Source organism: Mycobacterium sp. IS-3022 (assembly GCF_001500065.1).
GTDB lineage: Bacteria > Actinomycetota > Actinomycetes > Mycobacteriales > Mycobacteriaceae > Mycobacterium.
Map to the genome: position 1 here is coordinate 68,708 of NZ_LQIN01000007.1, position 13,147 is coordinate 81,854.

The following is a 13,147-nucleotide window of genomic DNA, read 5'->3' on the forward strand; positions in this document are numbered from 1 at the left end:
GCTTCGTTAAAACTCCTCTGGCAAGGCTCACAGAGCACGGGATTTGGTAGCTACTCGCGGGTAAGTTCGGGTCATGAGCGTGACAGCCGAAATGGACCGTGGCGTACGGGCCGCCGGCGCCATCCCCATCCGCGACTACGGGGACCGGGCGCTGCTGCTCGAGTTCGACCGCACCGCGGCAGTATTGGCGTGGACCGAGGCGATCCGACAGGCCGACCTGCCCGGCGTGCTCGACATCGTGCCGGCTTCGCGCACGGTGTTGATTAAGCTCGCCGGGCACCGGTACCAGGCGCCCACGCGGCAACGCCTGCGCAGCCTGCATGTCGACGCCGACTTCGATGCGGAGTTGACACCGCCGTCAGACCGCCGCGCCGACGTCACGATCGACGTCGTCTACGACGGTCCGGATCTCGACGAGGTGGCCCGCCTGACGGGCCTGACGCCAGAGCAGGTGGTCGCCGCGCACACCGGCAGGCTGTGGCGGGTCGGATTCGGTGGGTTCGCACCGGGTTTCGCCTATCTCGTCGGCGGTGATCCTCGCCTGGAGGTGCCGCGCCGGTCCGAACCGCGAACCAAGGTGCCGGCCGGGGCCGTCGGACTGGCAGGCGAGTTCAGCGGCATCTATCCGCGCGAGTCCCCAGGCGGCTGGCAGTTGATCGGCCGCACCTCTGCGGTGCTCTGGGACGTCGACCGCGAGAAGCCGGCGCTGCTGACCTCGGGCATGTGGGTGCAGTTCCGGGACGCTGGGTAGGACTGGATAGGAGGCAGCCATGACGACGCTGGAAATCCTGCGCTCCGGGCCGCTGGCGCTGATCGAGGATATGGGCCGTCCCGGGCTGGCGCACATGGGCGTCGGCCGATCCGGCGCCGCCGACCGGCGGTCGCACACGTTGGCCAACCGGCTGGTGGCCAACCCCGACGACCGGGCCACCATCGAGGTGACGTTCGGGGGGCTGGCGGCGCGGGTGCGCGGTGGCGACATCGCCATCGCCGTCACCGGCGCCGACACCGACCCAGCGGTCAACGGAATACCCTTCGGCACCAACAGCATTCACTTCGCCCGCGACGGTGAGGTGATCACGCTCGGTGCACCTTACTCCGGCCTGCGGACCTATCTGGCAGTGCGCGGCGGTATCGACGTCGAGCCGGTCCTGGGGTCGCGGTCATACGACGTGATGTCCGCGATCGGACCGCAGCCGCTGCAGCCGGGTGATGTGTTGCCGGTCGGCGAGCACACCGAGGAGTTCCCCGAACTCGATCAGGCGCCGGTCGCGGCCATCGAGGACGACGCGGTCGAGTTGATGGTGGTGCCCGGTCCGCGCGACGACTGGTTCGTCGACCCGGATGTGTTGATCCGCACCAACTGGTTGGCGACCACCAAGAGCGACCGCGTGGGCATGCGGCTGGTCGGGATGCCGCTGGAGTACCGCCGGCCGGATCGCCAACTCCCCAGCGAAGGAGCTACCCGCGGCGCAATTCAAGTGCCGCCGAACGGTTTTCCGGTCATCCTGGGGCCGGACCATCCGGTCACCGGCGGCTACCCGGTGATCGGCGTCGTCGCCGACGAGGACATCGACAAGGTGGCTCAGGTGCGGCCCGGGCAAACGGTGCGGATGCACTGGTCGCGGCCGCGCCGGCCGTTCGAAGACGGCTAGACCGGCAGCGAGCGCGCCGCGCTGGTAGAAAAGCAGTGTGCATGTTCAGGAGTCCCTTGTTCCCGTCGTGCGCATCCACACCGCGCGACTGATCCACACTTCCGACCTCGACCCCGAGACGCGCGAGGACGCCAAACGGATGGTGATCGAGGCGTTCGGCGGGGATTTCACCGAGGTCGACTGGGAACACTCCCTCGGCGGCATGCACGCGATGATCTTCGACCACGGCTCGCTGATCGCCCACGCGGCGGTGGTGCAGCGACGGCTGCTGTATCGCAGGACCGCGCTGCGCTGCGGCTACGTGGAGGCGGTCGCCGTGCGCGAGGACTGGCGCGGGCAGGGCCTGGCGCGAGCGGTGATGGATGCCGTGGAGCAGGTGCTGCGCGGGGCGTATCAACTCGGCGCGCTCAGCGCCTCGGAGGCGGGCAAGCACATCTACACCGCGCGCGGCTGGCTGCCGTGGCAGGGCCCGACGTCGGTGCTCGCACCGGCCGGGCTGACCCGCACCCCCGACGACGACCATACGTTGTTCGTGTTGCCGGTGAGCCTGCCGGACGGCATGGCGCTGGACACCAGCGCCGAGATCACCTGCGACTGGCGCGACGGCGACGTCTGGTGAGATTCAGCTCATAACGCCGGCTTGACCTGGGGTTTGTGGGCGGCCCGGGCTGCCGACACGACTCCGCAACGGTCAAGTAATCGCTCGGAAACATGCACTGCATACACATGTCGCATGACCGAGCCCGACTGGGCGCCGCTCACCGGCTTCCGGGTGGCGGTGACCTCCGCCCGGCGTGCCGACGAGTTGAGCGCGCTGCTGCGCCGCCGCGGTGCGACGGTGACCAGCGCGCCGGCGATCCAGATGGTGCCGCTGCCCGACGACGACGTGTTGCGCGCGCACACTCGAGCTCTGATCGACGCGCCACCGGACATCGTGATCGCCACCACCGGCATCGGCTTCCGGGGCTGGATCGCCGCCGCCGACGGCTGGGGCCTCGCCAACGACCTGATCGACGCGCTCGCAAAGGCGCGCATCCTGTCCCGTGGGCCCAAGGCGACGGGCGCCCTACGCGCGGCCGGCCTGCCCGAGGAGTGGTCTCCGGACTCGGAGTCGTCGCGCGAGTTGGTGCATTACCTCGTCGCGGGCGGGATCGCCGGTCAGCGCGTCGCGGTACAGATGCACGGCGCGACCGATGAGTGGGACCCGTTCCCCGAGTTTCTCGACGAGTTGCGTGCCGCCGGCGCCGAAGTCGTACCGATCCTGGTGTACCGGTGGCATCCGGCGCCACACAACGGGGACTTCGACCAGCTGGTGGCCGGCATCGCCGAGGAGAAGTTCGACGCGGTCAGCTTCACCTCGGCGCCCGCGGTCGCGTCGGTTCTGCTGCGGGCCAGGGAACTTGGGTTGGAGAGCCAGGTGCTCGCGGCGTTTCGCGGTGACGTGCACGCGATGTGCGTCGGGCCCGTGACCGCCCGACCGCTGGCGCGGCTCGGAGTGCCGACGTCGGCGCCAGACCGAATGCGGTTGGGCGCGTTGGTCCGTCACATCACCGACGAGTTGCCGCTGCTGTGCGCGCGGACGGTTCGGGTGGCCGGGCATCTGCTCGAGATCCGCGGCACCTGCGTGCTGGTCGACGGTGTGGTCAAGCCGGTGTCGCCGGCCGGCATGGCGACGATCCGCGCGCTGGCCCACCGGCCCGGCGCGGTGGTGTCGCGCGCCGACCTGCTGCGGGCGCTGCCCGGCAACGGCACCGACACCCACGCGGTCGAAACCGCGGTGCTGCGACTACGGACGGCGTTGGGCGACAAGAACATTGTGTCGACGGTCGTCAAGCGCGGCTACCGGCTGGCCGTCGAGGACAGTCTGGCGGTGGCGCCATGAGTTACCTGCTGGTGGCGCACGGCACCCGCAAACAGAGCGGGGTGTCGCTGATCGGGAACCTCGCAGATCAGGTGTCGACCGCGCTGGGCGCCCGCGTCCACGTCGCGTTCGTCGACGTACTGGGCCCGACACCGAGCGAAGTGCTGCAGAGCCTGCCCGATCGCACGATCCTGGTGCCAGCGTTCCTGTCCCGCGGATATCACGTCAACACCGACATCCCCGCACACGTAGCGGCCAGCGGACACCCCGGCGTGACGATCGCCGACGCGCTCGGTCCCAGCCCGCAGTTGACCCGCGTGCTGACCGATCGGCTGATCGAATGTGGTTGGCGGCCAGGCGATTCCGTGGTGCTGGCGGCAGCGGGCACCTCCGATGCGGGTGCGTTGTCTGATCTGCGGCGCATGTCGGCGCTGCTGTCGGCGGTGATCGGCGACCGGGTCGAGCTGGCGTATGCCGCCACCGGCGAGCCGCGGGTCGCCGACGCGGTGGCGAGTCTGCGCCGCAGCGGCGCGCGGCGGGTGGTGGTCGCCTCATACCTTCTGGCCGAAGGCCTGTTCCAAGACCGGTTGCGCGCCGGTGGGGCCGACGCGGTGGCCGATCCGCTGGGTACCCACCCCGCGATGGTCCGGTTGATCGCCAACCGGTTCCGCCGTGCCCGGCTGCCGTTGGCGGCCTGAGAGTTCTTTTGGCGAACAGACGCAAGCTGCCCCGAAAATGGCCGAAAATGGGTCACTTTGCGCTCCCCTGCCTTTGGCGTGGGCCCAGCTCGCGAGGAAAGGCTCGCGAGGAAAAGCTAGCCGCGGACTTCGACGTGACCGTCGGCGGTGAGCCGCGTCGGGTAGACCGGCAGCGAGACCTCGGGGTCGTCGAGGCACACACCGTCGTCAAGGGCGAACGCCTGCTTCTTGATCGGCGACTGAACGGTCGGACGTCCGCCGCGGTCACCCACGATGCCGCGTGACATCACCGCCGCGCCGGAGAACGGATCGATGTTGCCGACCGCGTGTAGCGATCCGTCGTCGAGGCGGAACAGCGCCGCCTGACCACCGTCGGCCAGGAGCACGCCGACGCCGCGGTTGGGGATCAGGAAGTCATAGCGACAGGCTGACGTCCATACCTGGGTTTCGTTGAGCACGGTCATCTTTGCGGCACCTTCGGCATCGCGAGCGGGACCTTGCGTCCCGAACTCTCGGTGAACTCGACAGTGGGGTCGTCAACATCCGGGGCGTTCACGAACGACACGAACCGCGACAGTTTCTGCGGGTCCTCCAACACGCCCTTCCATTCGCAGGCATAGCCGGCGACGTGTCGATCCATGGCGTCTTCGAATTCGGCGGCCAGGCCGAGCGAGTCGTTGCAGACCACGTCGCGCAGATGCTCGAGGCCGCCATCGAGCGCCTCCAACCACGGCGCCGTGCGCTGCAACCGGTCGGCGGTTCGGATGTAGAACATCAGGAACCGGTCGATGTAGCGGATCAGCGTCTCGTCGTCGAGGTCGCCGGCCAGCAGCTGTGCGTGCCGGGGCGACATGCCGCCGTTCCCGCAGACGTAGAGGTTCCAGCCCTGTTCGGTGGCGATGACGCCGACGTCCTTGCTCTGAGCCTCCGCACATTCGCGGGCGCAGCCCGAGACCGCCATCTTGATCTTGTGTGGCGCTCGCAGACCGCGGTAGCGCTTCTCGATGGTGACCGCCATGTCGACCGAATCCTGCTGACCGTAGCGGCACCATGTGCTGCCCACACAGCTCTTCACCGTGCGCAGCGCCTTGCCGTAGGCATGGCCGGATTCCATGCCACCCTCGACCAGCCGGCGCCAGATCTCCGGCAGTTGATCGACCCGCGCGCCGAACATGTCGATGCGCTGGCCACCGGTGATCTTGGTGTAAAGGTTGAAGTCCCTGGCGATCTCACCGATCAGGATCAACTGCTCGGGAGTGATCTCCCCGCCGGGTGACCGCGGCACCACCGAGTAGCTGCCGTTCTTCTGGATGTTGGCCAGGAAGTGGTCATTGGAATCCTGCAGCGAGGCCTGCTCACCGTCGAGAATGTGCTCTGAACTGGTCGACGCGAGAATTGACGCGACAACGGGTTTGCAGATGTCGCAACCCTTTCCGGTGCCGAACCGTTCGACCAGGCCGGAGAAGGTGCGGATCTCGGTGGCGCTGATGATCTCGAACAGCTCGGCGCGCGACTGGCTGAAGTGCTCGCACAGCGCCTTGGATTGTTCGACACCCTCGGCCTCGAGCAGCTGCTTGAGCAGTGGCACGCACGAGCCGCACGACGTGCCCGCCAGCGTGCACTTCTTCAGGCTCGGCACGTCGCAGCAGCCGCCGGCGATGGCGCCGGTCAGGTCCCCCTTGGTGACGTTGTTACACGAGCAGATCTGCGCGATGTCCGGTAGCGCACCGACTCCCAGGCCCGACGCGCTGCCGTCCGAGACCGGCGCGATCAAGGACAGCGGGTCCCCGGGCAGCTCGCTGGCGACCATCGGGCGCAGCACACCGTAGGCCGACGCGTCACCGACCAGGATGCCGCCCAGCAGGATCTTGGCGTCATCGGAGAGCACCAGTTTGGCGTAGGTCTGCTTGACCGGGTCGTTGACCACGACCTCCAGGCAGTTGGGCGTGCGGCCTTGAGCATCACCGAAGCTGGCCACATCGACGCCGAGCAGTTTGAGCTTGGTCGACATGTCGGCTTCACCGAACTCCGCGGCACCGCCGAGCAGCCGGTCCGCCACCACCTCCGCGGTGGTGTACCCGGGGCCGACCAGCCCGTAGCAGCGGCCCTCGATCGCGGCCACCTCGCCGATGGCGTAGATGTCGGGATCGCTTGTGACACAGGTCAAATCGGTGAGCACGCCGCCGCGCTGGGCGACATCCAGGCCGGCTTCGCGGGCCAGTTCGTCGCGCGGGCGCACCCCGGCGGCGAACACGACCACGCCGGTGTCGATATGGCTGCCGTCGTTGAGCGACAACCGCACCGAATCGTCTCGGTCGGATTTGCGCAGCGGCTCGTTGCGTTGCACCGGCACGATGCTCTCGGTGCCGACACCGGTGTGCACCTCGATGCCGAGGCCTTTGACCATCCGGCTCAGCAACGCACCGCCCGCCTCGTCGAGCTGCGCCGCCATCAGATGCGGCGCCATCTCGACGACGTGTGTCTTCAAGCCGAAGGTGCGCAACGCATTTGCCGCCTCCAGGCCGAGCAGGCCGCCGCCGATCACCACGCCGACCGGCGTTCTGGAATCGCGCGCGGCGTTCGCACCGGCCCGGATGGCGTCCAGGTCATCGAGGGTCCGGTAGACGTGGCAGACCGGCAGGTCACGCCCCGGCACCGGCGGAACGAACGCATACGATCCGGTGGCCAGCACCAACGCGTCGTAGGGCACGCGCTGACCGTCGGCGGTGAGCACCTCCTTCGCGGTCCGGTCGATCCCGGTCACCCGCGTGGCCAACCGCAGCTCGACCAGATCGTCGCCCCGGTAGTCATTACCCGGTAGCGCGAGCAGGTTGCGGTCCCAATGGTCGGTGTAGCCGGTGAGCCCGACGCGGTCGTAGGCGGCGTCGGCCTCCTCGGCAAGGACGGTGACACGCCAGTCGCCGTCGGCGTCCCGGGAGCGAAGCGCCTCGACGAACCGGTGACCGACCATGCCGTGTCCGACAACCACCACGTTTCTCGTTGACCGCATGCCGCCGACGTTAAGCAGCCGATATTGCCGCAATGTCGCCTCGTGTGAAGCGCCGATCACGGTGTGCTCACAGGGTTCGACGACCGATGTGAGACCGGTTTTGAGCTCTGCGGCGTGGCTTCGCTCACAGCGAAGACGGGCCGGGAACATGAGCGTAAGTGACTCAAGTTTAACCAGATGGCGACCGGTGCGGTGCCGGTCAACAGCGAGGAGGATGTACATGAGCACTCTGGCATTACGGACTCGTCCCGCGTGGGACATCGACCGGTGGGTACGCGACTTCTTCGGCCCCGCCACCGCCGACGACTGGTTTGCGGGCGCGTTCACCCCCGCCGCGGAAATCGTCAGGGACGGTGACGACGCGCTGGTCCGCGTCGAACTGCCCGGCGTCGACGTCGAGAAGGACGTCACCGTCGAGGTCGACCGCGGCCATCTGGTCATCCACGGTGAGCGTCGCGACGAGCGCGCCGAGGACCGCGATGGTCGCAGCCTTCGCGAGGTGCGTTACGGGTCGTTCCGCCGGTCGTTCAAGCTGCCGGCCCACGTCACCGGCGACGCCATCTCGGCGTCGTACGACGCCGGTGTGCTGACGGTGCGGGTGGCCGGGGCCCACAAGGGCGCCGAGACGCAGCGCATCGCGATCGAAAACAAGTAGCGCTCACGACACCAAAACCGGTGGAACCGGCGAGGTTCCACCGGTTTTGTGGTCTCAGCCGCCGGTCGTCTCCGTCGTCGTTCCATACGGATCCGATGTCGGTGTCTCATACGGATCCGACGTCGTCGTCTCATACGGATCCGTCGTCGTGGTCGTCGTGGTGGGACTGGCGGTGGTTGTGGTCGGGGGCGGCTCCGGCGTCCTGACTTCCGTGGTCTGCACGCTCGGGGTGGTGTAACTGGTGGTGGTCGTCGGCGAGGTGGTGTACACCGACGGAGTCGACGAAGGTGCAGGCGGCGGAATTGTTTCCGGGACGCGAGCGGCGTCCGCGGTACGGATCACCGCATAGATCAGGATCGCCACCAGCACCACCGCCGCCACACCGGCGGCGATGATCAGCGGCTCCTGCTCCTCCCAGTTCCGATCGTCGTCAGCCACCGCCGCCCCCTAGACCCACCGCTGCAACAACTCCTTGGCCCGCGTCGACAACGCGGCCTGCAGGAACGGTCCGAAGCTGACGCGTGCCACCCCCAAGGGGCCAAACGACGCCGGGTCGTCCTGATCGGGCACACCGATCGCGTTCACCGGTAGCGGCAACTCGGATGTCAAGCGGCGCAAGGTGTCCGGGTCATGACGGCCGACCGGGTAGAGCACGTCGGCGCCCGCGGCAGCCGCCTCGGTCAGCCTGGCCACCGCGCGGTCGACACGGTCGGCGTCGTCGCCGTCCTTGCGCAGGAACAGGTCCGTGCGGGCATTGATCACCACGTGCACACCGGTGCCGTCGGCCGCCTCCCGCAACGCGCCGACCAACTCCGCGTGCTCGGTGGCCGACCGCAGCCTGCCGTTCTCGCTGTGCACGGTGTCCTCGATGTTCAGCCCGACCGCGCCCGCCTCCAGCAGTCCGTCGATCAGGCGCCGCGGGGACTGGGCGTAGCCGGATTCCAGATCGACCGAGACCGGCACATCGACCGCCGCAGTGATCTGCTTGACGCGCGTGACGACATCGTCGAACGCCATGCCCTCCTGGTCGGGTTTGCCGACCGAGTCCGCCATCGGGTGACTGCCGACGGTCAGCGCAGCAAACCCCTCGCCGACCGCGAGCCGCGCCGACCAGGCGTCCCAGACGGTCGGCAGAATGACCGGGTTTCCGGGCTGGTGCAACGCCAGCAGGGCCTCGGCACGCTCTTTGAGTACCTGGTCGGGCATCGAGCCGCCTCCTTCGGTTTGACGTGATCTGTCTCACGGTGGACTGCATGATGTAGCTAGCATCGGGTGTCGTACTGTGATGCCTGACACCCTTCAGCCCAAGGAGGTCAATTGTCCAGCACTACCGAACTTGCCGAGCTGCATGAGCTAATCGGAAGCCTGCGGCGGTGCGTGACATCGCTGGCGTCGAGGTACGGGGATTCCCCGGCGACGCGTCGCATCGTCAATGACGCCGAACGCATCCTCAACGACATCGACCGTCTCGACATTGACGCCGAAGAGCTGGAGCTCGCCCGCGGCGTGGTGCACCATCGCGCCGGCGACCGCATCCCGATCCCGGACACCCAATACGACACCGATTTCTGGCGCGGTGTCGACGACGAGGGCCTCGGCGGCGTCCGCTGACGCGGAGGTCCGTCAGCACCCGGGACAACTCGACACCGAAAGGCAACAGTGAGCGCACCCACCGCCGACCGCAAGGCGACCGGCGTCTTTTCAGCGAGCCGTGCCGAGATTCCGCAACGCACCCTGCGCACCGACCGGTGGTGGCAGTCGCCGCTGATCGTGAATCTCGGCTTCGCCGCGTTCTTGATCTACGGCCTCGTCCGCGCGTTGATGCAGAAGTGGTACTACGTCGCCGAGTACCACTACCTGACGCCGTTCTACTCGCCGTGCGTCGTGAAATGGTCCGAGGCCGAGCAGTCCGGCTGCATCCCCGAAGCCAGCCACTTCGGTCAGTTCCTGCCGGACGTGTGGTGGTTGCCCTACGCGGCGGTGTCCCTGCCGTTCCTGCTGCTGTTCCGGCTCACCTGCTACTACTACCGCGGGGCTTACTACCGGTCGGTGTGGCAGGCGCCCACCGCATGCGCAGTGGCCGAACCCCATGCGACCTACACCGGTGAGACGCGGTTCCCGCTGATCATCCAGAACACACACCGCTACTTCTTCTACATCGCCGTGCTCATCTCGCTGATCAACACCTACGACGCGATCGTGGCGTTCCATTCGCCGTCGGGCTTCGGATTCGGTTTGGGCAACGTCATTCTCGTCGTCAACGTGATCCTGTTGTGGACGTATACGGTTTCATGCCACTCTTGCCGCCACGTCGTCGGCGGGCGCCTCAAGCACTTCTCCAAGCACCCGATCCGGTACTGGCTGTGGTCACAGGTCAGCAGGCTCAACACCAGGCACAAGGCCTACGCCTGGATCACGCTCGGCACGCTGATGCTCACCGACTTCTACATCATGTTGGTGGCCAGCGGCGCCATCTCTGACCTGAGATTCATTGGCTGACAGCTTTATCCAATCGGTAGTGAGGTTTATTTAATGGCGGAATCCGAGGCTCTCAGCGCAACCGGCTCACCACAGGTGGAACGGCACTCATACGACGTGCTCGTCATCGGTGCCGGCGGCGCGGGTTTGCGTGCGGTCATCGAGGCACGCGAGCGCGGTCAAAAGGTTGCGGTCATCACGAAGTCGCTCTTCGGTAAGGCGCACACCGTGATGGCCGAAGGTGGCTGCGCGGCCGCGATGGGCAATGCCAACCCGAAGGACAACTGGCAGGTCCACTTTCGCGACACCATGCGCGGTGGAAAGTTCCTCAACAACTGGCGGATGGCCGAGTTGCACGCCAAGGAGGCACCCGACCGGGTCTGGGAGCTCGAGACCTACGGCGCGCTGTTCGACCGCACCAAGGACGGCCGCATCAGCCAGCGCAACTTCGGCGGCCACACCTACGCGCGGCTGGCCCACGTCGGTGATCGCACCGGCCTGGAGATCATCCGCACACTGCAACAGAAGATCGTCTCGCTGCAGCAGGAGGACAAAGCCGAGTTCGGCGACTACGAGGCGCGGATCCGGGTCTTTCACGAATGCACCGTCACCGACCTGATCTTGGACGAGAACGGCGGCGAAAAGAGAGTGGCCGGCGCCTTCGGGTACTGGCGCGAGACGGGCAACTTCGTCTTGTTCGAGGCCCCCGCGGTGGTGCTGGCCACCGGCGGAATCGGCAAGTCCTACAAGGTGACGTCGAACTCGTGGGAGTACACCGGCGACGGGCACGCGCTGGCCCTGCGCGCCGGCGCGACGCTGATCAACATGGAGTTCGTCCAGTTCCACCCGACGGGCATGGTCTGGCCGCCCAGCGTCAAGGGCATTCTCGTCACCGAGGGCGTGCGCGGCGACGGCGGTGTGCTGAAGAACTCCGAGGGCACGCGGTTCATGTTCGACTACATCCCGCCCGTGTTCAAAGGCCAGTACGCCGAGAGCGTCGACGAGGCCGATCAGTGGCTGAAGGACAACGACTCCGCGCGCCGGACGCCGGACCTGCTGCCGCGTGACGAGGTGGCCCGCGCGATCAACTCCGAGGTGAAGGCCGGGCGCAACTCGCCGCACGGCGGAGTGTTCCTCGACATCGCGTCGCGGCTGCCCGCCGAGGAGATCAAGCGACGCCTGCCGTCGATGTACCACCAGTTCATGGAGCTGGCCGAGGTCGACATCACCAAGGAACCGATGGAAGTCGGGCCGACCTGTCACTACGTGATGGGCGGTATCGAGGTCGACCCTGACACGGCTGCGGCCACTACTCCGGGACTGTTCGCAGCCGGTGAGTGTGCGGGCGGCATGCACGGCTCCAACCGGCTCGGTGGTAACTCGCTGTCGGACCTGCTGGTGTTCGGCCGCCGCGCTGGGCTCGGCGCCTCCGACTACGCCCGGGCGCTGACCGATCGGCCTCAGGTGTCCGAGCAGGCGGTGCAAGACGCGATCAAACGGGCGCTGCTGCCGTTCGAGAGCGCGACGAACGGCGATGCACCGGAGAACCCCTACACGCTGCAACTCGACCTGCAGGACACGATGAACAGCCTGGTCGGGATCATCCGCAAGGCCGATGAGATCAGCGAAGCGCTCGACAAACTGACCGAGCTGCGCGAGCGGTACAAGCGGGTGCGCATCGACGGCGACCGGCCGTTCAACCCCGGCTGGCACCTGGCCATCGATCTGCGCAACATGATCCTGGTCAGTGAATGCATCGCCAAGGCGGCGCTGCAGCGCACGGAGAGTCGCGGCGGCCATACCCGCGATGACCACCCGTCGATGGAGTCGGATTGGCGCAAGACCCTGCTGGTCTGCCGCGCCGAAAGTGACGACACCGAGTTGGTGCCCGAGGTCAGCGTCACCAAACAAGACCAGATTCCGGTCCGGCAGGATCTGCTCGACCTGTTCGAGCTCTCTGAACTGGAGAAGTACTTCACCGACCAGGAACTGGCCCAGCATCCAGAACGGAGCAACTGATGGCCTATCAAGCGACCATGCGCGTATGGCGCGGCGATCTCGCGGGCGGCGGGCTGCAGGACTACTCCGTCGAGGTCAACGAGGGTGAGGTGGTGCTCGACATCATCCACCGTCTGCAGCAGACCCAGACCCCGGACCTCGCGGTGCGGTGGAACTGCAAGGCGGGCAAGTGCGGATCGTGTTCGGCGGAGGTCAATGGCCGTCCCCGGCTGATGTGCATGACGCGGATGTCGACGTTCGAGCCCGACGAGGTCGTCACCGTCACGCCGATCCGGACCTTCCCGATAATTCGCGATCTTGTCACCGATGTCTCGTTCAACTACGAAAAGGCGCGCGAGATACCGTCTTTCACACCGCCGAAGGACCTGCAGCCGGGTGAGTACCGGATGGCGCAGGAGGATGTGAACCGGTCGCAGGAGTTCCGCAAGTGCATCGAGTGCTTCCTGTGCCAGAACGTCTGCCACGTGATCCGTGACCACGAGGAGAACAAAGAGGCATACGCGGGTCCGCGCTACCTGATGCGCCAAGCCGAGTTGGACATGCATCCCCTCGACGTACACGAGCGTCGCGCCGAGGACGCTCAGGAAGTAAACGGGCTCGGGTACTGCAACATCAACAAGTGCTGCACCGAGGTCTGCCCCGAGCACATCAAGATCACCGACAATGCGCTGATCCCGATGAAGGAGCGCGCTGCCGACCGCAAGTATGACCCAGTGGTATGGCTCGGCGACAAGCTTTTCCGGCGCCGGTAGGAGCCGGTAGGAGCCCGAA

General features: G+C 67.0%; 14 protein-coding genes. 10 read left to right on the forward strand and 4 right to left on the reverse strand.

Annotated elements, in window-relative coordinates; translation table 11 throughout:
* The first annotated feature begins 73 nt into the window (after positions 1–73).
* The 5 genes from AU188_RS07520 (at position 74) to AU188_RS07540 (ending at position 4,214) form a co-directional block, all read left to right on the forward strand.
* On the forward strand, positions 74–751 hold the full coding sequence (locus AU188_RS07520) for a 5-oxoprolinase subunit B family protein (protein WP_059163111.1): 678 nt from the start codon (positions 74–76) through the stop codon (positions 749–751).
* A 19-nt stretch (positions 752–770) separates the two neighbouring features.
* The gene (locus AU188_RS07525) at positions 771–1,655 is read left to right on the forward strand and encodes a 5-oxoprolinase/urea amidolyase family protein (RefSeq protein ID WP_059163112.1); all 885 of its coding nucleotides are present in this window, start codon (positions 771–773) and stop codon (positions 1,653–1,655) included.
* Positions 1,656–1,692: 37 nt separating this feature from the next.
* A complete protein-coding gene (locus tag AU188_RS07530; protein ID WP_082686533.1) occupies positions 1,693–2,274 on the forward strand; it encodes a GNAT family N-acetyltransferase in 582 nt (193 codons plus the stop codon).
* Positions 2,275–2,388: 114 nt separating this feature from the next.
* A complete protein-coding gene (locus AU188_RS07535; protein ID WP_059163113.1) occupies positions 2,389–3,537 on the forward strand; it encodes a uroporphyrinogen-III synthase in 1,149 nt (382 codons plus the stop codon).
* Entirely contained in the window at positions 3,534–4,214 is a 681-nt protein-coding gene (locus tag AU188_RS07540; RefSeq protein ID WP_059163114.1) for a sirohydrochlorin chelatase, read from the forward strand. The genes AU188_RS07535 and AU188_RS07540 overlap by 4 nt, the downstream gene beginning before the upstream one ends.
* Before the next feature lie 116 nt (positions 4,215–4,330).
* Here AU188_RS07540 and nirD read toward each other — a convergent pair whose 3' ends face one another.
* Together nirD and nirB are read right to left on the reverse strand one after the other, a co-directional pair.
* A complete protein-coding gene (gene nirD / locus AU188_RS07545) occupies positions 4,331–4,678 on the reverse strand; it encodes a nitrite reductase small subunit NirD (protein WP_059163115.1) in 348 nt (115 codons plus the stop codon).
* Positions 4,675–7,224: a nitrite reductase large subunit NirB gene (nirB, locus tag AU188_RS07550; RefSeq protein ID WP_059163144.1), complete on the reverse strand. Its 2,550-nt coding sequence runs from the start codon at positions 7,222–7,224 to the stop codon at positions 4,675–4,677. The genes nirD and nirB overlap by 4 nt, the downstream gene beginning before the upstream one ends.
* 220 nt (positions 7,225–7,444) lie before the next feature.
* Here nirB and AU188_RS07555 point away from each other — a divergent pair, with 220 nt between their 5' ends.
* Positions 7,445–7,879 carry an Hsp20/alpha crystallin family protein gene (locus AU188_RS07555; protein WP_059163145.1) on the forward strand — a complete coding sequence of 145 codons (435 nt, stop codon included), beginning with the start codon at positions 7,445–7,447 and terminating at the stop codon, positions 7,877–7,879.
* Positions 7,880–7,933: 54 nt separating this feature from the next.
* Here AU188_RS07555 and AU188_RS07560 read toward each other — a convergent pair whose 3' ends face one another.
* Both AU188_RS07560 and AU188_RS07565 read right to left on the reverse strand, forming a co-directional pair.
* Positions 7,934–8,317, reverse strand: a complete 384-nt coding sequence (locus AU188_RS07560) for a hypothetical protein (RefSeq protein WP_216636173.1) — start codon at positions 8,315–8,317, stop codon at positions 7,934–7,936.
* 9 nt (positions 8,318–8,326) lie between these two features.
* A complete protein-coding gene (locus AU188_RS07565; protein WP_059163116.1) occupies positions 8,327–9,085 on the reverse strand; it encodes an isocitrate lyase/PEP mutase family protein in 759 nt (252 codons plus the stop codon).
* A 111-nt stretch (positions 9,086–9,196) separates the two neighbouring features.
* On the opposite strand from AU188_RS07565, the gene AU188_RS07570 reads away from it, so the two are divergent.
* The 4 genes from AU188_RS07570 to AU188_RS07585 are packed head-to-tail and all read left to right on the forward strand — an operon-like array spanning position 9,197 to position 13,128.
* A complete protein-coding gene (locus AU188_RS07570) occupies positions 9,197–9,490 on the forward strand; it encodes an Rv0250c family protein (protein ID WP_059163117.1) in 294 nt (97 codons plus the stop codon).
* A 48-nt stretch (positions 9,491–9,538) separates the two neighbouring features.
* Entirely contained in the window at positions 9,539–10,378 is an 840-nt protein-coding gene (gene sdhC, locus AU188_RS07575; protein WP_059163118.1) for a succinate dehydrogenase subunit SdhC, read from the forward strand.
* A gap of 33 nt (positions 10,379–10,411) precedes the next feature.
* Positions 10,412–12,376 (forward strand): fumarate reductase/succinate dehydrogenase flavoprotein subunit, encoded by a 1,965-nt coding sequence (locus AU188_RS07580; RefSeq protein ID WP_059163119.1) that lies wholly within the window; start codon positions 10,412–10,414, stop codon positions 12,374–12,376.
* Positions 12,376–13,128, forward strand: coding sequence for a succinate dehydrogenase/fumarate reductase iron-sulfur subunit (locus AU188_RS07585; RefSeq protein WP_059163120.1), 753 nt, complete (start codon positions 12,376–12,378; stop codon positions 13,126–13,128). The genes AU188_RS07580 and AU188_RS07585 overlap by 1 nt, the downstream gene beginning before the upstream one ends.
* Positions 13,129–13,147 lie beyond the last annotated feature (19 nt).